The sequence below is a fragment of the Allobaculum sp. genome (assembly GCF_047010065.1).
In the GTDB taxonomy this organism is placed as follows: domain Bacteria; phylum Bacillota_I; class Bacilli_A; order Erysipelotrichales; family Erysipelotrichaceae; genus Allobaculum; species Allobaculum fili.
Map to the genome: position 1 here is coordinate 1 of NZ_JBKXLD010000016.1, position 21,919 is coordinate 21,919.

Here is a 21,919-nt window from a genome sequence, read left to right on the forward strand (position 1 = left end):
AAGTCTGATTACCCTGTCCAACTGTGAAATGATCAAGCTGGAAAAAGACCGCGTATTTCCGCGGTTTCTCTGGGAAGCGGAAAATTCGATCTGCGATCTTCTGGCTGAACGGATGCTTCAGATGCAGGAACATCCGGGTTCATCCAATCCTGGATATGACCGGCAGCCTCTGATCGAAAAGATCGCGCAGATTGAACGGCGCGATCGCATTACGTACAGCGAAAAGCAGATCGAAGCGATTGAGACGTGCTTTTCCAGTCCGGTTTCCATTTTGACCGGCGGTCCCGGAACCGGTAAAACAACGATCGTCAAAGCCATTCTCGAATGTCTGGATACCGTAATGCCCGGCTGCCGCTATCAGCTCTGTGCGCCGACTGGACGGGCTGCCAAGCGCTTAAGCGAACTGACGGGCTCCACGGGACGTACCGTTCATTCGCTGCTTGGCTGGGATCCCGATGCGGATGTCTTCGAAAAAAACGAATACAATCTGTATTCGAGCGATTTTATGATCGTGGATGAATTTTCCATGGTCGATACGCGTCTCTTTTCTGCACTGCTCAAAGCGATGCCCGCAAATACCCGTCTTCTGATCATCGGCGATGAAGAACAGCTCGAAAGCGTTGGGGAAGGCAAGGTGCTCAGCGATCTGATCGCTTCAAAAGAGTTTCCCACGATTCATCTCGACCAGCTTTACCGTCAGAAAAAAGGCAGCGGCATCGCAAAACTGTCGGATGAAATTCGCAAGGGGCAGCCCTTCGAATTTTCGGATGGCGTCGAACTTTGCGCGCCTGAGAAAAAAATGTCGGAGCAGATCGCGCAGATCGTCATGGAAAAGCCAAATCCCGGCAAGGTGCAGATTCTTTCTCCGAAATACGAAGGGGAAGGCGGCGTATTTGAGCTGAATGCGATTATGCAGGAACTGCTCAACCCCTTTTCGACTTCAAAGCCGGAAATCGTAGAAAAAGTAAGACATAACCAGGGCGGCTATCACGAAGTGCATTACCGGGAAGGCGATAAAGTCATGTTAAAAGTGAATATCGCTCAGGAAGGCATTTACAACGGCGATATTGGAGAAATCGTGGAAATCGTCCCGAAAACCCGTACGGCTCTCGTGCATTTTGACAACATCGAATACGAAGTGACCAGCCCGTTCAACGCAATGATTTCCCACGCCTGGTGCGTTTCGGTCCATAAGGCGCAGGGTTCGGAATATCAGGACGTTGTATTTTCCCTTCCGGAACAGGCGATGAAGATGAGCGCAAAACGTCTGGTCTATACCGCTGTTTCCCGGGCCAAGCGGGATCTTAAGATTGTTTCGGTCCGGGAAGTTTTTGAAATCTGCGCCAGACGTATCGATCCTGCTTCGCGGCAGACCACGCTCAAGGAACGTCTGCGCTGGAAAATCCTCTGCGCAAAACGCGTAGCCGAAAAACGCCTAAAGCAAGGCGAGAAGGCACAAAAAGCAGTCAACCGAACGAATATGCCGCTGCCGGGCACATCGCTGACCTCGCCGGCCTATCATGCCCAGATTGCACAGGCTGCTGAGGCAGAACCGGTACGCTCAAACGAATCGACCGTTTTATCCGCTTTAAATGAAACCCATGCCGATTCATCGGCGATCGATAAGGAAATTGTAGATTTATCCGCCATCGAAGATCTCGATCTGGACGAAGCGCTGGATCCGGGAGATTCGGCCGATATGGATCAGAGAGCTTTAAGTATTCAGCCGGACGCGTCCGATGCAGCCGGCGAAAACGAATCGGATTCCGGTGATCTGCACGACGAATTCCGATCCCAGTCTTCTGAAGAAACAAAATAGGATGCCTGCGACATAAGGCGTCCTTTTTGTTTCCAGAGCGCAGCCCGAAGTTTGTGTACGTTTTGGATGGGCGATCGGGAATCGAATGGGAAGGCCGCACGTGTTCTTATGGGATTTGTTTGCGCACAGCTTTTTGAGAGTTTATACTTCTAAAAGCAGCATTGAAGGGAAAAAGGACAGAGTTGCGGCTTGCAGAGAGTCTTCGGCGGTGAAAGAAGACAGCGCATCTGTCTCGAGCCATCCTTGAGCTGCCGCAGTCTGGCGTTATCAGAAAATTAAGGGTGTCCATGGGAAAACCATGGGCAAACCGGGATGGCATCGCGTGTACACGTTCCTGGAAACAGGGGCGTTTTTTATTTTGTCTGTCCATACGCTCTGATAGTCGCTTCAGATTCGAGTTTGAAATGGGAATTATAAGCAGGAAACTGCTGAAAGGAGTCATATGAAACAACTTACCGGAAATCAGGTTCGTCAGATGTTTCTGGATTACTTTGAATCCAAGGGCCATATGATCGAACCCGGTGCAAGCCTTATTCCGCATAACGACCCGACGCTTCTCTGGATCAATGCCGGTGTCGCCGCACTGAAGAAATACTTTGACGGATCGGAAAAGCCAAAGAAAAACCGGATTGCCAACGCGCAGAAATCCATTCGTACCAACGATATTGAAAACGTCGGCAAAACCGCCCGTCACCATACGTTCTTCGAAATGCTTGGAAACTTCTCCATCGGCGATTACTTCAAGCCGGAAGCCATTCCGTTTGCGTGGGAATTTCTGACCAGTGATGAATGGATGGGCATCGACAAGGATAAGCTCTACATCACCGTCTATACGGATGATGACGAAGCGTACCGGATCTGGACCGAAGTATGCGGCGTAGATCCCAGCCACATTTTGCGTACCCAGGAAAACTTCTGGGAGATCGGCAAAGGTCCGGGCGGACCAGACACCGAAATCCATTTTGACCGCGGCGAAAAGTACGATCCGCAGCACCTTGGCGAAAAGCTCTTCTTTGAAGAAATGGAAAACGATCGCTACATCGAAGTATGGAACATCGTATTCAGCCAGTACGATTGCGATCCTTCGATCGACCGCAAGGACTATAAGGAACTGCCGCAGAAAAACATCGATACCGGCATGGGTCTCGAACGTCTGGTTGCGCTCGTTCAGGACGGCGAAACCAACTTCGATACCGATCTGTTCCTGCCGATCATTCACGAAACTGAAAAACTTTCCGGCAAAAAATACGAAGGCGAAAACAAAATGGCCTTCCGCGTTATTGCCGACCATATCCGTACGCTCGTCTTCGCGCTGTCCGACGGTGCCGGCTTCTCCAACTCCGGCCGCGGCTACGTTCTGCGCCGCGTACTCCGTCGTGCCGTTCGCTTCGGTCTGAAGCTCGGTCTGGATGAACCGTTCCTTTACAAGCTCGTTCCGACCGTCAGCGAAAACATGAAAGACTTCTATCCGTATCTGACGGATAAAATTGACGAAAACGAAAAAGTCATCCGTCAGGAAGAAGAAATCTTCAAGAAAACTCTGAAAAACGGTCAGGCGCTGCTCGATGATGAAATGGCCAAAGCCAAAGACGGCAAGCTGAGCGGTGAAATTACCTTCAAGCTTTACGACACATACGGTTTCCCGTTTGAAATGACCCAGGAAATCGCCGAAGAAAACGGTCTGAAAGCGGATCGCGCAGAATTCGACGAACAGATGAAGCAGCAGAAGGAAAGAGCACGTGCTGCCCGCAATGTCGAAGATTCCTTCGCCAGCCAGAACGAAGATCTGATGAACTTCACCGGCGCGTGCAAATTCAACGGCTACAACGTTCTTGCCGAAGAAGGCAAAGTCATCGCTCTCTTCAAGGACGGTCATCTTGTCGATGAACTCGACGGCGACGGTCAGGTGATCCTGGATGTTACGCCGTTTTATGTACAGTCCGGCGGTCAGGTTGCCGATACCGGAACGATCAGCTCCGGTACCGTAAAAGCCCGCGTAGTGGATGGCGTTAAAACCCGCAACAAGCAGCACCTGCTCAAAATCGAACTCGATGAAGGCATCCTGCATGTCGGCGATACCGTATGGCAGAGCGTGGATGCGGTCCGCCGCGAAAACGTAACGGCCAACCACTCGGCAACGCACCTGCTGCAGAGCGCACTGAAATCCGTACTGGGCGATCAGATTCATCAGGCCGGAAGCTTTGTCGGACCGGACTATCTGCGTTTTGACTTCAACATGCGCGATAAGATCGGCGAAGAAAAACTCGCGGAAATTGAATCCAGAGTCAACGACATGATTACCGACTCCATTCCTGTATCCTGGGAAATCCTCGATATTGAAGACGCAAAGAAAACCGGTGCGACCGCGCTGTTCGATGAAAAGTACGGCGATCAGGTTCGTGTTGTAACGATGGGCGACGTCTCCAAGGAATTCTGTGCCGGCTGCCATGTCGACAACACGAGTGAAATCGGCGTGCTCAAGATCGTCGGCGAGGAATCCATCGGTTCCGATACCCGTCGTATTACCGCCAAGACCCGCAAGGCGGCGTATAACGATTTCGCAGCGCAGCAGAAAATGCTTGAGCACATTGCGCACACCGCTAAGGCGAAAGGCATTAAAAATCTGGATGTGAAGATCGATTCCGCTTTCGATCAGATGAAAGATCTGCAGAAGAAAATTGCGGAACTCGAAAACCAGATTGCTTCCTTCAAGTGCAAGGAATGGGCAATGGAATCCAAGGACATCAACGGCCTTCATGTTCTCTGCAAGAAAGTCGACAACATGGACTGCAAGGCTCTGAAGGAAATTGCCTCCAGCATTAAAGGAAACGACCCGAAAGCAGCCATTCTGCTCATCGCGCAGAACGGCGATAAGCTGACGCTGGTTGCTGCTGCAGGAAGCGATGCAATCGTCAAAGGCGTCAATGCAGGAACCGTCGTTCGTGAAGCCGCAGTACTTACAGGCGGCAAAGGCGGCGGCAAAAAAGACCTCGCTCAGGCCGGCGGCAGCGATGCCTCCAAGATCGGCGAAGCCTTCGATTCCTTTACCGCGATGGCCAAATCGCTCTAATTCTGGATCAGTAACAAAATCAACAGAGCCAAAACGGCTTTATACAAGCCGAAAATCAATGCGTTAGGCAAGACGAAAGCATGCAGCGAAGAGAGTTTTCCTGCATGCTTTTCTCTTGCTTTGTTCGGACGCTGTCCGAATGGAACAGGCAAAAGAAGAAAGACTGCGTCCAAAAGAAGGTATGCTGGAGGCAGTTCGAATCCAGGAAAAGGGCGGAAACTGCGCGCCTGACGTCTCTGGAGCGCTTTTGGCGCTTGCTTTTCAGCCTGTTTTTCTTGGTGTATGATTAGAATGTTATAGAGGAGGGTAAATTATGGCCCGTATTACTGAAACCGTGATGTTTACCACGGAAAAAATCCGTCGTGAGAACATCAAAAAGATTCTTCGCGAAGTTTCTGAAGCACTCGAGGAACGCGGATACAATTCCGAAAACCAGATCGCAGGATATCTGATCAGTTCCGATCCTGCCTACATTTCTTCTTATAAAGATGCCAGAAATACCATCCAGAAGATTGAACGCTATGAGATCATTGAAGAACTCGTCCGGGCGTATCTGGAGAAATAAATGGAACGGATTATCGGACTTGATCTTGGATCGGTAACCTGCGGCATTTCGATCAGCGATCCGCTTGGCATGATCGCCAGAGCGCTGACCACGGTCCGCTTTGCACCGGACGACTACGATGCGGCTTTGCAGGATGTACTGAAGGTGATCCGGGAAAACGGCGTTAAAAAAGTCGTACTCGGTCTGCCGCGCCACATGAACGGCGATATCGGCATTCGCGGTCAGGTTTCAGAAAAGTTTGCCAAAATGCTGGAAGCCGAAGGCATCCAGGTGGAACTCTGGGATGAGCGTCTGACGACCGCCGCCGCAGAGAAGATCCTGATTTCCGGCAACGTAAAGCGCAAGAAAAGAAAGCAGATCATCGACCAGATGGCCGCCGTACAGATTCTGCAGAGCTATCTCGACCGCCAGAGCGGCGGACTGGTGATGCCTTTTTAATTGATGCATGTCTGTTCATTCGCCAGATTCGTTTAGAATCTGGCAATGTTTTCGGTACAATGAACAGGAACAGTCAAAAAAGGAAGCAGACGATTGCACAAATAAGCGAAAAATCATCTGCCCTGAATTCTGTTCATCAGTAAGAAAGAAATAAAAGAAAGCTGTAATAAGGGGAATCCCCTCAGGCCTGAGGGAGCTGAAAGGAGAAACCGCAATGATTGACTCGAATTCACTGTACGTCGTTGATGAAAACGGCGAAGAAAAACGCATGGTCATTCTGTTTACGTTTGACGATCCGAACACAGGAAAACAGTACGTCGTCTTCCAGGATCCGCAGGGAACGGAAGAGGAAGTATTCGCTTCCGCCTATAACGATGAAGGCGAACTGATTCCGATCGAAACCGATGACGAATGGAACATGGTTGAAGAAGTCATCGGCGCTTTTGCGACCGACGAGGAGGAAACAGAAGACTAGTTCAGGTCGACCTGACGGAGTGTACTGTCTTTCCTGCAATGAAAAAAGTAAGAAAACGCAAATCACACGTCGGACTAACTGTTACCATCATCCTTCTGGTTCTTGTGCTTGCCGCAGGAGCCGGAGGCTGGTTCTGGTTTCAGAGCGGACTTGAACCCGTCTCTGACCAGACCGAATCCATCGCGATTAAAGTTACCGAAGGTGAAAGCGCCGCTGAAGTTCTCACGTCGCTTGACGAAGCCGGCCTTCTGAAAAACCGGACGGCAGCCGAATGGTATTCCAAAATTCACGATGGCTTTTCCTATTACGTGGGCACGTACGAACTCGCGAAAAACATGAGCGTTCCCGAAATCCTTGACTATCTTTCCGATCCGGCCAATCTCGCCGCCTCCTATGCGGTCGTGACGATTCCGGAAGGATGCTGGGCCAAGGATATCGCCAAGCGAATCAGCGAAGCGCTGCCGGATCTGACGGCGGATCAGCTTCTCGATCTGTGGAACAGCAATGAGTTCATTCAGCAGGCGAGTACGCGCTATTCCTTCCTCAATCCCGAGGAAGTCTGCAACGATCAGTATTTTGTAAAACTCGAAGGCTATCTGTACCCGGAAACCTACTACATGGATTTCGACATGAGCGCCGAACAGGTCACTTACATGATGCTCGATCAGTTCCAGGCATATTATGATGCACATAAAGCGCAGTTTGATGCCTCCTCGATGAGCGTCCAGCAGATCGTTACGTTTGCGAGCGTCGTTCAGTTTGAATCGGGCGATGCGTCGATTATGCCTGATATCGCCGGCGTGTTTAAAAACCGCCTCGAGCAGGGCATGCCGCTTCAGAGCTCCGTCACGGTGTGCTACGCACTGTATGACCAGTTCGAAAAGCCGGAAGACTGCGAAACCAATGCCGATATCGATTCGCCCTACAACACCTATATGCATGACGGTCTGCCGATCGGACCGATTCTCAATCCGGGTGCAGCGGCTTTAGATGCGGCGCTTTCCCCAGCGGATAACGACTATCTCTATTTTGTCAGCGACATTTATGGAGACGGCGCGACGCATTTTGCACGAACTTACGAAGAGCATCTCGAAAACGTGGACAAATACAACCTCAATTACTAAGTCGGTTTTGAGGCTGTGGTACAATTCACCTGTTTCGACTGCCCGTTCTGCATTTGGAATCGGCAGGAAATACATACGTCAGAAAACAGCGTACGTCTGTTGTATGGCATAAGGTAAGGAGAAATAATCAATGGCAGAAAAGATTTTATTGACCCAGGAAGGTCTCGACAAATATAAAGCCGAACTTGAAGATCTGATTCATGTCGTTCAGCCGCAGGTCATCGTTGAACTGCAGGAAGCCCGTGCTCAGGGTGACTTGTCCGAGAACGCCGACTACGATGCTGCACGTGACCGTCAGGCCCGTGTAGCAGCCCGTATCAAGGAACTCGAAGCGCTTATCAAAAATGCGGTTCTGATCGAAGAAGATACCGGCGACGCGAAAAACGTTCGTCTTGGATCCAACGTAACGATCCGCGATCTTTCCGATAACTCCACGTTCAGCTTTACGATCGTAGGTACATTCGAAGCGGACATTTACGACCACAAAGTGTCCAATGAAACTCCGGTTGTCAAAGCGATCATGGATAAAAAAGCCGGCGATACGGTTGTCGTTAAAGGCGTTGACGAACCTTACGAAGTCCGCATCGAATCCGTCAGCTGATTTTTCATCCTGACTCCATTTCAAAATCATCAGGCATTTCTTTTCTCTGGAAAGGAAGTGCCTTTTTCTTATGGAGCTTTACGTGTTTTGGATGGGGCTGGCGCCGATCGGGCAAAAGCGGGCACCGTAAGGGAAGGGATTGTGCTCGTTCTGGATAATGGAAGCGAAAGCCCGATCTGGATCTGCCGCCTGTCTGCGCCTGTTTCTCTGCGCATTTTTTGTCTCATCCTTTTCCAGAATGCATTTCTGGAACGGAAACCAGAGTGCAGACCAATCCAGAATTCAATATTCGAAAGAGAAAATCAGGCGTATCCAAACCGGCAAAGGAGGAGAAATATGAAAAACGAAATGGATCCTTCATCCAGAATGGAAAACGATATTTTGCCCAAAGCGGCGGATTCTTCCTCGTCGATGACAAAGCCGGGAATTCTGCGCGGCGCTTCACCGGATCCGGCGCTGCAGTTTGTCTTTGCGATGTTTGCCACGCTGACGTGGCTGTCTAAAATCGTCACGATTACACCGGATGCCCGCTTAGTCATGGGCGTTTTGCAGCTTTCACTTGGCGTGGCGGCTTTTACCGGAAGCCGTATGAATCTGCTTCGGGATGATCCGCATGGAAACATCAATCTGATTCTTTCTGTTATTCTGGGCTTTGCAAACGGTCTGACGCAGATCGCGTGGAGCGCAGCAGAACTTAGTCACCTTCATTTCCATCCCTGGATTCTTTCTGTGGTATTGCTGGTGGGCGGCGTATACATGCTGTCGTTTCTGCCGCTGATGATGCATGCGCCCGTTTACGTATGGGTGGCTCATCTTTGTGTATCGCTTGGCTTTCTGAGCAGTTCGTTTGGCGACCTGCTCTCTGTTCCGTTTCTTTCCCAGCTTTCCGCCTGGCTGCTGTTCGTGTTCGCCATTCTTTCGCTGTATCAGGGAATGAGCGAAATGTATGCCCAGTACGGCCGGCATCTCTGGCAGGGGCCAAGAATCTGATCGACGGAAAGAACAAGCTGCTTTTCTTTTTGTACCTTTTTCGGATCTGCGCTTTGGCAGGTCCTTTTTTCTTCAGGAAACAGAGAGGAGAGCGAGGAACAGGCGGAGAGCAGGCGAGGAGAATTGGCTTCGGGTCAACGGTTCCTGACCCAGCCCTGCGATGGGTCGATTTTGGCTTTCGAGAAGAGGACCGGTACAATAGAGGCAATTCGAATTCTCCTTCTGGAGAATGGAAACAGGCAGTCAGGAAATGAGGGTGCAGCCATGATGTATATTCTGGTCGGTGAAGACGAAGCGAGAATGCAGTATAAGCTCGAAAAGATCCGCGAAAAGGAGAAATGCGAAGAGACCGTTCGCATCGATGCGAAAGCGGATGGGGAAGCGGCACTTCTGTTTGAGATGGATACGATGAATCTGTTTGGAACGAAAACGCTCCTGATCGTGGATAACGCCTCTTTTCTTGGTGCAAAAAACGATTCTGGCGTCGATCCGGCAAAAGTCGCTGAACGCAAGCCGGACGATAAAGTTGTTGTTTTCCTCTGTCATTCCAAAAAGATCGATACCCGTAAAAAGGCGATCAAGACGCTGGCGACCAATTCGACCGTGATCGAATGCATTGGTCTGACTGAAAAGACACAGCCGGCGGAAGTAAGGGAAATGATGAAGGAAAAGGGGATTACGATGGATCCGGGTGCGTTTGAATGGTTTTGCGCGCACGCCGGCTATTCTTCCTCGAACCTTTCCATGCAGCTCGACAAGATGGCGCTCTATTCGAATCACCTTTCTATGGGGGATGTGAAGGCGATGACCACCGTCGAACCGGCAACGAACGTCTTTAAAATGACAGATGCCCTCTTCGAAAAAGATAAAGTCCGCCTGCTTGGCCTGTACCGGAATTTTCGACGGCAGAATATGGAGCCGATCGCGATTCTCGCTCTGCTGGCCAGCCAGATTCGATTTGTCTATCAGGTTCGCGTACTCATGGACGAAGGCCGCAGTCAGAATGACATGATGAAAATTCTGAACGCTTCTTCCGGGCGGATCTGGAACTCGATGCGAAACGCGCGTCGCTTCCGGGCCGATCAGCTGCTCGATGATCTCGCCTGGCTCAGCCGGCTGGATGAAAACATGAAAAGCGGGCGGATCGACAAGGACGCCGGCTTTGAAAACTTTATTTTGCAGGTGGGAGCGCAGGAAATTTAATCCGCGCGGTATGCGAATATCAAAATTTTGCCAAATGAAAAAGGAACGCGATGTGTTTACACGATCGGGTTCCTTTTTTACGGCTGATTTACGGATTGTATATCAAAACAAAAAACGATATCGACGGATCACGCTAAGCTTTCAATCGGATATCGTGTTTCTCATTTTACTGAATGGAGTTGACAGCCTGTGCCAGTCTTGATTTCTGGTTGGAAGCATAATTTTTATGCTTGAAACCTTTGGCAACAGCTTTATCAAGCTTGGAGCAAGCCTGTGCGTAAGCTGCCTGGGCTGCTTCTTTATCCTGTGCTTCTACAGCTTTAAGAACTTTCTTAATGGCAGTTTTGAGAGCGGATTTCTGCGAAACATTACGGCTTCTAGCTTTATTATTCGTGAGAACACGCTTTTTCTGCTGTTTGATCTGCGGCATGGTGACACCTCCTGACATAATGCTTTGAAATTATAGCAAACCCAATTATGAGATGCAACAAAAGGGATAACTATCGTTTATAATAGTGATCCGAAAGGAGGGCCGACAAATGGAAAATCGCATTATTTTTATGGGAACCCCGCAAATTGCCGCGGATGTTCTCCAGGCTCTGATTGATGACAAGGCAAATATTGTGCTCGTAGTTACCCAGCCCGACCGCAAGGTAGGACGCAAGGGCATACTGCAGCCCTGTGAAGTAAAACAGCTTGCTCTTGAACATGGCCTGCCCGTCTTTTCACCTGAGAAGATTTCCAAAGACTACAAACCGATCGAAGACTGCCATGCAGATCTGATCGTAACCTGCGCCTACGGACAGATCGTCCCCGAAGGCGTTCTGAACGCACCGAAACAGGGGTGCGTCAATCTCCACGGATCGCTGCTTCCGTTATACCGCGGAGCGGCTCCCATTCAAAGGGCGATCTGGGACGGCTGTCCCAAAACCGGTATGTGTCTCATGCTCATGGAAAAGGGAATGGATACCGGTCCGGTCGCGGACAGTATTGAAATTCCAATCGACAGCTGCGAAACCTCGACTACGCTCTTTAAGAAAATGGGCGAAGCCGCCGGAAAGCTGATCGTAAAAAATCTGCCTGCTCTGCTGAAAGGCGAACTCGTCTTCCAAAAGCAGGATGCATGCAAGGCTATGTACGCGCAGAAAATATTGCCGGAAGACGAAAAGGTCGATCTGAGCAGGGATGATCGTCAGATCTGCTGCCAGATCCGTGCCCTGTCCAGAGAACCTGGAGCCTATGTCATCGCCGATGGCAAAAAGCTCAAGATTCTCGAAGTACGCTACGAACCGGGCGAAACCCCGGGCATCGGCGTCTTTACCAAAAAAGGAAAGAAACAGTTTGCCATGGGCGGACACGAAGGACTGTTTCTGCTCGATGAAGTGCAGCTTGAAGGAAAGCCTGCCATGAAGTCCGCCGATTTTTTAAATGGAAAAGGCAGAAGCCTGCTCGATAAGAAAGCGGGGGATTCATTTGGATCAACAGCACATTCGTAATTTTTCAATTATTGCCCACATTGACCATGGAAAATCCACTCTGGCCGACCGCATCCTCGAACTGACGGATTCGGTGGAAAAGAGGGAAATGAAGTCGCAGATTCTCGACTCCATGGATCTGGAGCGTGAGCGTGGCATCACCATTAAGCTCAACGCCGTTGAACTGGTTTATCACGCAAAAAACGGGGAAGACTATCTCTTTCATCTGATCGATACACCGGGTCACGTCGACTTCTCGTATGAAGTGTCCCGATCGCTGGCCGCCTGCGAAGGCGCCATTCTCGTCGTGGATGCGGCACAGGGCGTGCAGGCCCAGACGATGGCCAACGTCTATCTGGCCCTGGAAAACGACCTGGAAATACTTCCCGTCCTCAATAAAGTTGACCTTCCAAGCGCCCAGCCGGAAGTCGTTAAACAGGAAATTGAAAACCTGATCGGCCTCGACTGCTCGCAAGCGGTGGAAATTTCCGCCAAATCTGGCCTGAACGTCGATAAGGTTCTCGAAGAAATCGTCAACAAGCTTCCGGCGCCGACCGGTTCCAAGGACAAGCCGCTGCAGGCGCTCGTCTTTGACTCCGTTTACGATCCGTACAAAGGCGTTATCGCCTGGGTTTCCGTCAAAAACGGCGAACTCAAAGTCGGCGACCGCATTCGTCTGATGCAGTCCAAAGCCGAATACGAAGTCACGGAACTCGGCGTTCGTACGCCCAAGCTTTTAAACAAGGAGAAGCTCTCCGCCGGCGATGTCGGCTGGGTTGCTGCTTCGGTTAAGGACATTAAAACCGTGCGGGTCGGCGATACGATTACGCTCGCCGATCAGCCGGCGGACGCGCCGCTGCACGGCTATAAGGAAATGCAGCCGATGGTGTATGCCGGTCTGTATCCAGTCGACAATGTCCGTTATGACGATTTAAAGGAAGCGCTCGAAAAGCTGCAGCTCAACGATGCGTCCCTTCAGTTTGAGCCCGAAACATCGCAGGCGCTTGGCTTTGGCTTTCGCTGCGGCTTTTTAGGCCTGCTGCACATGGACGTTGTCGAAGAGCGTCTGGAGCGTGAGTATAACCTCAATCTGATTGCGACCAGTCCGTCGGTAATTTATCAGGTTCATAAAACCGACGGCACGGTGGAAGAAATTGACAACCCGGCCGCTCTTCCGCCCGCGCAGAACATTGACTGGATCGAAGAACCGTACGTAAAAGCGGAAATTCTCGTTCCGAAAGAATACGTCGGCACGATGATGGATCTCTGCCAGAAAAAGCGCGGCGAGTACATTGATCTGCAGATGATCGACGACACCCGCATGGAACTCATTTATGAAATGCCGCTTTCGGAAGTCATCTTCGACTTTTTCGACCGCATGAAAAGTTCTACCAAAGGCTACGCCAGCTTTGACTACACGTTCTCCGGCTATCGAAAGAGCGATCTGCAGAAACTCGACATCCTGCTGAACGGTCAGCCGGTCGATGCGCTGAGCATCATCGTCCACAAGGATTTCGCTTACGCGCGCGGTAACGCGATGGCTGTCAAGCTGAAAGATCTGATTCCCAGACAGCAGTTTGAAATTCCGGTCCAGGCAGCGATCGGTTCCAAGGTCATCGCCCGTACCAACATCAAGGCGCTGCGCAAAAACGTTCTGGCAAAATGCTACGGCGGCGATATTTCCCGAAAGAAAAAACTTCTCGAAAAGCAGAAGGAAGGAAAGAAGCGCATGAAGATGGTCGGCAGCGTCGAAATTCCGCAGGAAGCCTTCATGGCCGTTCTAAGCATGGATGACGACAAATGATCCCTTCGGCTTACGTTCACGTTCCGTTCTGCTCCTCGATCTGTTCCTACTGTGCCTTTGCCAAAAGTGCCCGGCTTGAACTTGTCGATACGTGGCTCGACGCCCTGCAAAGCGAAGTGGAAGCTGAACTTGGACCGCTGAAGCAGAACCATCCGGATTTTCGCTTTCAGACGCTCTATTTTGGAGGGGGCACGCCCAGCGTGCTGAATCTTTCACAGACAAAACGGCTGCTCGAGCTGTTTAAGTACTTTGCAAATGAAAATACGGAGTGGACGGTTGAGGTCAATCCCGAATCGATCACTAAAGAAAAGCTCCGGCTGTATCGAGAAGCTGGAGTCAATCGCGTTTCGATCGGTCTGCAGACCTTTGATGAAGAACGACTGAAGCAGATTGGCCGTACGAACACCGTTCCAAATTCGCTGAAAGCCATCGCGCTATTAAAAGAAAGCGGGATTGAGCGGATCTGCGCCGATCTGATGTACGGCTTTCCTGGAGAAAGTCTGGAAGATCTCAACCGGGATCTCGACGCGTTTTTGAATCTGGACATTTCGCACCTGTCCATTTATTCGCTGATTCTCGAACCGGGAACCCGCTTTGGCAGTCGGTATTCCGAAGACGATCTGGATGAAGATCTCTGCGCTCTGCAGTACGAAACGATCGAAAAACGGCTGGAAGCTGCCGGATACGAGCATTACGAAATTTCGTCCTATGCGAAAAATCAGGCGTACGGTAAACACAACCTTCTCATATGGCAGGATGGTCTGTATTACGGCTTTGGCTTTGGTGCCGTCGGCCGGGATGAAACAGGACTGTACGAACACGCCTCGTCTTTAAAAGCCTGGATGGAAAATCCGTTCGAAAAGATCCGCCCGGAAAATCCCAATCCTGAATTTGACGCGATCATGACCGGCCTGCGGACACGCGAAGGTCTCGATGTTCAAAAGTGGAACGCGAAGTACGGAATGGATCTGGAAAGCCGCTACGTGGACGTTTTAGACAAGTGGAAAGACGTCTTTATCCGAAAAGACGGAAAGCTTTCCCTGAGTGAATCCGGCATGGAAGTTCTGGATTCGATTTTAGTTGATTTTCTCTTGAGTAAAGAGTAATCTGACATAGATTCGTGCCCGGCACAGGGTTCTCCAGCCCCTGCTTGGCGCTGAATGACACCAAATGCATTGAGGAGGATATGAAAATGACCAGTGCAGAAAAACAGGCGATTATTAAAGAATACGCCGTACACGAAGGAGACACCGGCTCTCCTGAAGTTCAGATCGCAATTCTGACCCGCCGGATCAACGAGCTCACAGAGCACTTCAAGGTTCACAAACACGACTATCATTCCTACAGAGGTCTGATGAAAATGGTTGGACACCGCAAAAGCCTGCTCAACTACCTGAAGCGCGAAGACCTCGACCGCTACAAAGCTCTGATCGCAAAACTCGGTCTGAGAAAGTAGTCCAAAACAAAGCTATGCTTTCGGCAGTGCCAGACGCACTGCCGTTTTCTTTTATCGTCTGGAAAGGAACTGTCTACAAAGGGTCCCTTTCCGCTCTGACGGATCATGCCGGCTTTGGATTTTTCCGGCATTATTCTTCACATTCTTTCGCAATTCTTTTCTGGCTTATGTAAAGAGTTTCGATGCCTGGGAAAATTAATCTTTCTTTTAGAAAGTTTCGATACCGTCAGACAGTGCACAGACAAAAACAGATTCTCGCCGTATCCGCCGTCGTTTTTACAGGACGGCTTAGTACGGGTTTTCCAAGGGCGAAACAGGAAAACGAAAAAGAGGAAAAAGAGTCTGTTTCTGGATCTGGGCTTGATCGATTTACAATAGTGATGATTTTCAAAAAAAGTTCCTGGCTGGCCTCTGGCTGCCGTATGCCTTTTTTCTGAAAAGAGACAGGAGTATACGTATGAAATTTTTAAAATGGATATCGGCGGGGGCGCTGGCCTGCGGTCTGCTGCTTTCCGGATGTGCCAAACCCGTCCCGGTGACGGAAGACAACGCCCCAAGCGAACTGCTGAAAAAGGCGGCAGCCATTAGCAGCGAATCCACGATGGATGACATCGTAGAAGTGTTCCAGGGCATGGTTGATCAGACGTACGACGCAAATCCGACCGGTCTGGTCTACGACGAAAGCGGAACATCTACTTCCATCGATACGCTTTCGGACAAGCTCGAAGGAACGAAGACGTCTCTCAGAAGCTACGACATTCGCGTACCGGCTAAAGACCGGTTCTATCAGCTGTACGAATATTCGCTCAAAGATGAAACCGAGCCAAAGGCAAAGGAAAAATCGAGCAGCGAAAGCAGCTCGGTCGAATCGGGAAGCGAGAACGGTTCTGCAGCTGAAAACGCCGATCAGGCTTCCAACAACCAGCAGATCAGCGGCCTTTCGGAATATTCTCCGTACGGGGAAACCGTGGTCTACACCTCGCTTGCAGACGGCGTTCGCATTGCTGGAGCCAACGATCCAATGACCATCACCAGCATCAGTTCCTACGAAAACGAAAACGCGGCCGTGGAAGCCGACCAGCTCGATTCCGCGATTGAAAACTCAGTCGTTTACGCGCTTTATTCCATGTTCGGATCGAACCTGCTTCTGCAGCCGCTCGAATATCCGGATCTGTATGACTTCACCCTCGAAAAAATCGGAAACGAGTACCGCTGGACCATTTCCATGGCCGATGCGGAAGCCTACAATACGCAGCTCGACAGTGTATACGAAAGTTCCTACGGCATGAGCCGTCTCGATATTCGCGGCGACGGAACGCTCGTTCTGGACGGCTACGATCTCGAAGACGTTCGTCTCGTTCTGACGACCGATGCCAACGGCGCGCTTAAGAAAATCGAAAACATTACCCGCTCCAAGGCAACCCTTGGCGAGGACAGTCTCGATCTGTCCAGCAACGATACCGTTGCCGTTTCTGCTGCGCCGGAAAGCTGGATGACATTCTTTGAAGGCTTCTTCACGAGCGTAAAAGACGAATCCCTCAAGGAAGGCGACACGTTCAAGCTTCTGCAGAAGTTTGACGTGAAGAAAGCCGATTCGAGCGCTTCTTCCCAGGAAAAGGCATCTTCTGAGGCATCGTCCAAAGCGGAAAGCGCTGCAAATGAATCCAAAGCCGATGCGAAGAGCGAGTCCAAAGAAGAGTCCAAAGCCGATTCCAAGGCAGATTCGAAAGCAGAATCCAAGACCGAATCCAAAGCGGACTCCAAAGCAGATTCTTCGAAAAAGTAGTCTGTAAATGAAAAAAGACGGATCCAACCGATCCGAGATACAATCACAAACCAGCGCCGCAGAGTTTTCTGCGGCGTTTTCGTCTGGCGCACAGCCGCCAGAAAAGAGTGGAGAATCTGACCGGGAACCTGAACAGGGAATGTGAACAGGGCGAATGAACCTGAAAAAGGAACGGAGAAGAGAACATCGTCGGGCAGAGGTGATATCTGCAGCGCCAAGATGGTCTGACACCGAGCATCCGGGTTCCGGTGTCAAAAAATCGAATGTTCAAAGCCCATATTGCCGACTCCTTTCCAAGGGGGATAGAACGAGGATTTTCGTTGTGTTATGATAGCGCTTGATAAACTAAAAGTGAGGTAAATAGACAAGATGGCTAAACAGGTATTTCATCTTGACTTTTGCGGAAAGAACATCACGGTAGAAACCGGTGAAATCGCCAAACAGGCTAGCGGCTCAGTACTCGTCCGCTATGAAGACACGGTTATTCTTTCGACCGCAGTGGCTTCGGCCCAGGCCAAAGAAGGACTGGATTTCTTTCCCTTAACGGTCAGCTATGAAGAAAAACTGTATGCGGCCGGCAAAATCCCAGGCGGCTTTCTGCGCCGCGAGGGACGTCCGACTGAACATGCGACACTGACTGCCCGAATGATCGACCGGCCGATCCGGCCGCTGTTTGCGGAAGGCTTCCGCAACGAAGTTCAGGTGGTGAACACGGTCTTTTCCGTAGATCCGGACGCATCGAGCGAAATGGCTGCGATGCTGGGTGCATCTCTGGCCCTCTGCCTTTCGGATATTCCGTTTGGCGGACCGATCGCCGGCGTAAAAGTCGGTCTGATCGACGGGGAATTCATTGTGAACCCGGATACGGAACAGGCAGAACGTTCGGAAATTGATCTGACCGTTGCCGGTACGGCTCAGGCACTCAACATGGTTGAAGCCGGCGCCAACGAAGTCAGTGAAGAAGTCATGCTCGAAGCGCTGATGTTCGGTCACGAAAAGATCAAGGAACTCTGTGCTTTTGAAGAAACCATTATTGCTGCATGCGGCAAGCCAAAACGCGAAATTCAGCTTTTTGCCTTTGACGAGCAGCTCGAAGCCGCTGTACGCGACGCGTACGAAAGCGACATTCGCAAAGCGGTATCCATTCAGAAAAAACTCGAGCGCTACGCTGCAATCGATTCGCTGATCGACAAGGCGGTAGCGGAATACGAAGCAAAAGAATACGAAAGCGAAAAAGCGAAAGCCAGTACGCTTAAGCAGGTTGGACAGATCTGCCGCAACATTGAAGCGGATGAAGTCCGCCGCCTGATCATTGAAGACAAGGTTCGTCCGGACGGCCGCGCCATCGACGAAATCCGTCCGCTGAACTCGCAGGTTGACCTGATGCCGCGCGTTCATGGTTCCGCCATGTTCACCCGCGGAGAAACGCAGGTTATTTCCTCGACGACGCTCGGCGCGCTCAATGAAAACCAGATTATCGACGACGTAACCGAAGTCGATAACAAGCGCTTTATGCATCACTACAACTTCCCGCCTTACTCCGTAGGCGAAACCGGACGCATGGGTTCTCCAGGACGCCGTGAAATCGGTCATGGTGCCTTAGGCGAACGCGCACTGTCCAAAGTTCTTCCTTCGGTAGAAGAATTCCCGTACACGATCCGTACGGTAGCGGACGTTACCGAATCCAACGGTTCGTCTTCGCAGGCCTCCATCTGCGCCGGCACGATGTCGCTGATGGCGGCAGGCGTTCCGATCAAGGCGCCGGTAGCCGGTATTGCGATGGGTCTGATCATGGATGACGAGAGCGGCAAATACACCGTTCTGACCGACATTCAGGGTATGGAAGACCACTTCGGCGATATGGACTTCAAGGTAGCCGGAACTGAAAACGGAATTACCGCTCTGCAGATGGACATCAAGGTCAAAGGCATTAACCGTGAGATTTTCCAGGAAGCCCTCGCACAGGCCAACAAAGCCCGCAAGGAAATTCTGGCCAACATGCTCGCGACCATTCCGGAACCGCGCAAGCAGCTCTCGCCGTATGCACCGAAGATTGCCCAGATGAAGATTTCCGTAGACAAGATCAAGGATGTCATCGGACCGGGCGGCAAGATGATTAACCAGATCATTGCCGACTGCGACGGTGTCAAGATCGACATTGAAGACGACGGATCCGTAGTGATTTATCACAAGGATCAGGCAGCCATCGACAAGGCGGTTGCGGCGATTAACGAAATCTGCCGCGAAGCCAAAATCGGCGACGTGTACGAGGGCAAGGTTGTCCGCGTGGAAAGCTATGGCGCCTTCGTCAACCTGTTCGGAAAAACCGACGGCCTGCTCCACGTATCCAACATCAGCTGGAACCGCGTAGAAAATGTGGAAGACGTTCTCAAGATCGGCGATGTGATCGATGTCAAAGTCACCGAAATTGAAGACGGAAAAGTCAAAGTCTCGGCCAAAGCGCTGCTTCCTAAGCCGGAAGGTTATAAAGAACCGGAACGCAGAGGTCCAAGAAATGACCGCGGCCGCAGATCAGGCGGAAACGGAAGACGTCCGGATCATCGTCATGGCGACCATCACGGCGATCATAAAGACCGTCCCGCAGCGGCCGCTGAAACCAGCGAAACCCCGGCGGAATAAAGTACGCAAAGATCAGAAGCTCACCCTTCTGGTCTTTTTGTTTTGTACATATTCGAAAGCCGAAGAGAGACGGGCCGCTGTGCTAGAATAGACAGGACAGAAAGAGTGAAAAAAACAAAATGAATTATCGTACTCTTGCGAATCAGTATTTTGATTCCTTTAAAAAAGATCTCAAAACCCTTGTTTCCATCCCTTCCGTCCGGGATAAGGAACATGCGAATACGAATGCGCCTTTTGGTCCAGCCGTTCAGGATGCCCTGGAAACGATGCTGGCCATGGGAAAACGGGACGGTTTTGCCACCAAAAACTTTGACGGCTATGCCGGAACGATTATCATTCACGATGCCGGACCAGACGCAGAAAGCGTCGGCATTCTCGGTCATCTCGATGTTGTACCAGCCGGCGACGGCTGGACGCGTCCGGCTTATGATCTGACGCAGGAAAAAGGCTGGCTGTTTGGCCGCGGCGTTCTCGATGACAAAGGCCCGCTGCTGGCGGCGTACTATGCCATGAAAATTTTGCACGATCAGAATGTAAAGCTGAATAAGACCGTGTATCTGATTGCCGGAACCGATGAGGAAAGCGGCATGGAAGGCATCGACTACTACCTGAAAAACGGCGGTCCGATTCCGACGATGGGATTTACCCCCGATGCGGATTTCCCGGTCATTTACGGCGAAAAGGGAAACATCCATATGCTTCTCGAAAGCGATGCGCCCACGATTATTTCTTCCATGACAGCCGGCGAGCGTCCGAATATCGTCATTCAGAACGCGTCTGCCGTTTTGAACACGAAGGAATTTGATCCCGCGCTTTTCGATTTCTATCTGCGTACCAACGATCTGAAGGGTTCCTATTCCATTGAAGACGATGGCGTGCATATTTCCATGATCGGCAAGCCGGCACACGGCTCTACGCCTTACCTTGGCAACAATGCCGGAGTACATCTGTTCAACTACGTTGGCCAGGCGTATAACGACGCGCTCTCCAATGCGATGTATGCCCTGCTCAAGGACTGGAAAGGCACTCCGGAACACATCGATATCGACGGCCTTTACATGGGCTTTCTGACGATGAACCCGGGCCAGATCGAAATCAAGGACGGTCACGCTTCCGTTCTGATCGATATCCGCTATCCAAACGATACCACTCCCGAAAAGGTTCTTGCCGGCTTTGAAGAAGCGGCCAAGGAAAGTCCGGTCGACATGCATGCGAAAATGGTTTCCGCAGGCAAGCCGCTTTTTGTAGACCCGAATTCCAGACTCGTAAAAGATCTGATGCAGTCGTATGCCGACTACACGGGCGATACGTTCTCCCCGGCCATTACGATTGGCGGCGGCACGTATGCCAAGCACTTTGACAACTTCGTAGCCTTTGGCCCTGAAAAGCCGTGGGAAAAAGCACCGGCCGATCTGCACGTCGGCTCGATTCATTCCGCCGATGAAGGCGTATCCGAAGACGCACTCGAAGAAGCGATCGCCATTTACGCGGATGCGATTGAAAGGCTGGCTTCCTGATGCGGATGCGCCGCATTCCCTGGGCTGCTGACTATCTGACTACATCGCCCTCGCGTGTTCATGCGCCTGAGCAGAACAAAGGAAACTGGAATTCTTCGAAAAACGGAAAGCTCCATCTCGAAATCGGCTGCGGCAAAGGCGGCTACTCGGCCGTAATGGCCGCGCTGTATCCGCAGGATACGTTTGTGGCTGTCGAGCGCAACGAAAGCGCTGCCGGTCTGGCCGCGAAAAAATTCGATGAAGCCGGCGTGTCCAATCTGTCGCTCGTATATGGCGACGGCGCGGATCTGTCGCAGTGGTTTGCGCCGGGCGAGCTCGATATTATTCATCTGAACTTTTCCGATCCGTGGCCCAAAAAACGAAACGCCAAACGCCGTCTGAGCGCGCCCGGTTTTCTCGAACAGTACAAAACGGTTCTGGCCGATAACGGTCAGGTCATTATGAAAACCGATAACCAGGCGCTTTTCGAATACTCCCTGCCTGTGTTTGCGCATGCCGGATTCATGCTGGAAGAAGTCAGCGTCGATTTTCGAAGAGAAGACCATCCGGAAGATCCGCTGACTGAATACGAAGAAAAATTTGTACAGGCCGGAAACCCGATTTATCGGGCCATCTGGCAGAAAGGCTAAAAAATGAAACAGCTTCATACCCCGACTGAAGTGAAGAACGCCATGCAGCAGAACAAGCCTGCTGTTCTGGCGTGGTCCGCCGCATGGTGCCCGGACTGTGTATACCTGAAAACCTTTATCGATAAGATTGTCGCCGACAATCCGGAATTCGATTTTTATATGCTGGATCGCGACGAACTGCTGGATCTTGCCATTGAGCAGGAAATTCTCGGCATTCCGTCCTTTACTGTCTTTAAAGACAGCAGGGAAATCGGACGTTACGTATCCAAGGACAGAAAAACCCCGGAACAGATTCAGGCGTTCCTCAATACGTGCAAGGAGGCTTAA

20 protein-coding genes are annotated in these 21,919 nt (G+C 51.0%); 19 read left to right on the plus strand and 1 reads right to left on the minus strand.

The features are described 5' to 3' along the window. From ACLUYS_RS02635 to holA, 10 genes are all read left to right on the plus strand, one after another. Positions 1-1,819, plus strand: a 1,819-nt coding sequence (locus tag ACLUYS_RS02635; RefSeq protein WP_412658946.1) for an ATP-dependent DNA helicase, incomplete at its 5' end; no start/stop codon positions are given. Between the two features lie 442 nt (positions 1,820-2,261). Continuing rightward, positions 2,262-4,889, plus strand: coding sequence for an alanine--tRNA ligase (gene alaS, locus ACLUYS_RS02640; RefSeq protein WP_412658947.1), 2,628 nt, complete (start codon positions 2,262-2,264; stop codon positions 4,887-4,889). Positions 4,890-5,028: 139 nt separating this feature from the next. Then, complete coding sequence (locus tag ACLUYS_RS02645) at positions 5,029-5,175, plus strand: hypothetical protein (RefSeq protein ID WP_230267793.1); 147 nt, start codon at positions 5,029-5,031, stop codon at positions 5,173-5,175. Between the two features lie 27 nt (positions 5,176-5,202). Then, complete coding sequence (locus tag ACLUYS_RS02650) at positions 5,203-5,454, plus strand: IreB family regulatory phosphoprotein (RefSeq protein ID WP_230267792.1); 252 nt, start codon at positions 5,203-5,205, stop codon at positions 5,452-5,454. Continuing rightward, entirely contained in the window at positions 5,455-5,892 is a 438-nt protein-coding gene (ruvX, locus tag ACLUYS_RS02655) for a Holliday junction resolvase RuvX (RefSeq protein WP_412658948.1), read from the plus strand. A gap of 214 nt (positions 5,893-6,106) precedes the next feature. Continuing rightward, a complete protein-coding gene (locus ACLUYS_RS02660; RefSeq protein WP_230267790.1) occupies positions 6,107-6,367 on the plus strand; it encodes a DUF1292 domain-containing protein in 261 nt (86 codons plus the stop codon). Positions 6,368-6,405: 38 nt separating this feature from the next. After that, positions 6,406-7,491 carry an endolytic transglycosylase MltG gene (gene mltG / locus ACLUYS_RS02665; protein ID WP_412658950.1) on the plus strand — a complete coding sequence of 362 codons (1,086 nt, stop codon included), beginning with the start codon at positions 6,406-6,408 and terminating at the stop codon, positions 7,489-7,491. A gap of 130 nt (positions 7,492-7,621) precedes the next feature. Beyond that, the gene (gene greA, locus ACLUYS_RS02670) at positions 7,622-8,092 is read left to right on the plus strand and encodes a transcription elongation factor GreA (protein ID WP_412658951.1); all 471 of its coding nucleotides are present in this window, start codon (positions 7,622-7,624) and stop codon (positions 8,090-8,092) included. A gap of 336 nt (positions 8,093-8,428) precedes the next feature. Then, positions 8,429-9,082, plus strand: a complete 654-nt coding sequence (locus tag ACLUYS_RS02675; protein ID WP_412658952.1) for a hypothetical protein — start codon at positions 8,429-8,431, stop codon at positions 9,080-9,082. A 264-nt stretch (positions 9,083-9,346) separates the two neighbouring features. Continuing rightward, a complete protein-coding gene (holA, locus tag ACLUYS_RS02680) occupies positions 9,347-10,285 on the plus strand; it encodes a DNA polymerase III subunit delta (protein WP_412658953.1) in 939 nt (312 codons plus the stop codon). 166 nt (positions 10,286-10,451) lie between these two features. On the opposite strand, the gene rpsT is transcribed toward holA, so the two are convergent. Further along, complete coding sequence (rpsT, locus tag ACLUYS_RS02685; protein WP_230267785.1) at positions 10,452-10,715, minus strand: 30S ribosomal protein S20; 264 nt, start codon at positions 10,713-10,715, stop codon at positions 10,452-10,454. 109 nt (positions 10,716-10,824) lie between these two features. Between rpsT and fmt the strand changes: the two genes are divergently transcribed. The 9 genes from fmt to ACLUYS_RS02730 all read left to right on the plus strand — a co-directional run bounded on the left by fmt (position 10,825) and on the right by ACLUYS_RS02730 (position 21,919). After that, positions 10,825-11,781: a methionyl-tRNA formyltransferase gene (fmt, locus tag ACLUYS_RS02690; RefSeq protein ID WP_230267784.1), complete on the plus strand. Its 957-nt coding sequence runs from the start codon at positions 10,825-10,827 to the stop codon at positions 11,779-11,781. Continuing rightward, positions 11,759-13,564: a translation elongation factor 4 gene (lepA, locus tag ACLUYS_RS02695; RefSeq protein WP_412658954.1), complete on the plus strand. Its 1,806-nt coding sequence runs from the start codon at positions 11,759-11,761 to the stop codon at positions 13,562-13,564. Before fmt ends, lepA begins: the two co-directional genes overlap by 23 nt. Continuing rightward, a complete protein-coding gene (hemW, locus tag ACLUYS_RS02700; protein ID WP_230267782.1) occupies positions 13,561-14,670 on the plus strand; it encodes a radical SAM family heme chaperone HemW in 1,110 nt (369 codons plus the stop codon). The genes lepA and hemW overlap by 4 nt, the downstream gene beginning before the upstream one ends. Before the next feature lie 86 nt (positions 14,671-14,756). Next, on the plus strand, positions 14,757-15,020 hold the full coding sequence (gene rpsO / locus ACLUYS_RS02705; RefSeq protein ID WP_288338847.1) for a 30S ribosomal protein S15: 264 nt from the start codon (positions 14,757-14,759) through the stop codon (positions 15,018-15,020). Positions 15,021-15,477: 457 nt separating this feature from the next. Then, entirely contained in the window at positions 15,478-16,806 is a 1,329-nt protein-coding gene (locus tag ACLUYS_RS02710; RefSeq protein WP_412658956.1) for a hypothetical protein, read from the plus strand. Between the two features lie 369 nt (positions 16,807-17,175). After that, positions 17,176-19,446, plus strand: a complete 2,271-nt coding sequence (pnp, locus tag ACLUYS_RS02715; RefSeq protein WP_412658957.1) for a polyribonucleotide nucleotidyltransferase — start codon at positions 17,176-17,178, stop codon at positions 19,444-19,446. 119 nt (positions 19,447-19,565) lie between these two features. Further along, the gene (locus ACLUYS_RS02720) at positions 19,566-20,963 is read left to right on the plus strand and encodes a Sapep family Mn(2+)-dependent dipeptidase (RefSeq protein ID WP_412658959.1); all 1,398 of its coding nucleotides are present in this window, start codon (positions 19,566-19,568) and stop codon (positions 20,961-20,963) included. Further along, complete coding sequence (gene trmB, locus ACLUYS_RS02725; protein ID WP_412658961.1) at positions 20,963-21,592, plus strand: tRNA (guanosine(46)-N7)-methyltransferase TrmB; 630 nt, start codon at positions 20,963-20,965, stop codon at positions 21,590-21,592. Before ACLUYS_RS02720 ends, trmB begins: the two co-directional genes overlap by 1 nt. 3 nt (positions 21,593-21,595) lie before the next feature. Further along, positions 21,596-21,919, plus strand: coding sequence for a thioredoxin family protein (locus tag ACLUYS_RS02730; protein WP_288338842.1), 324 nt, complete (start codon positions 21,596-21,598; stop codon positions 21,917-21,919).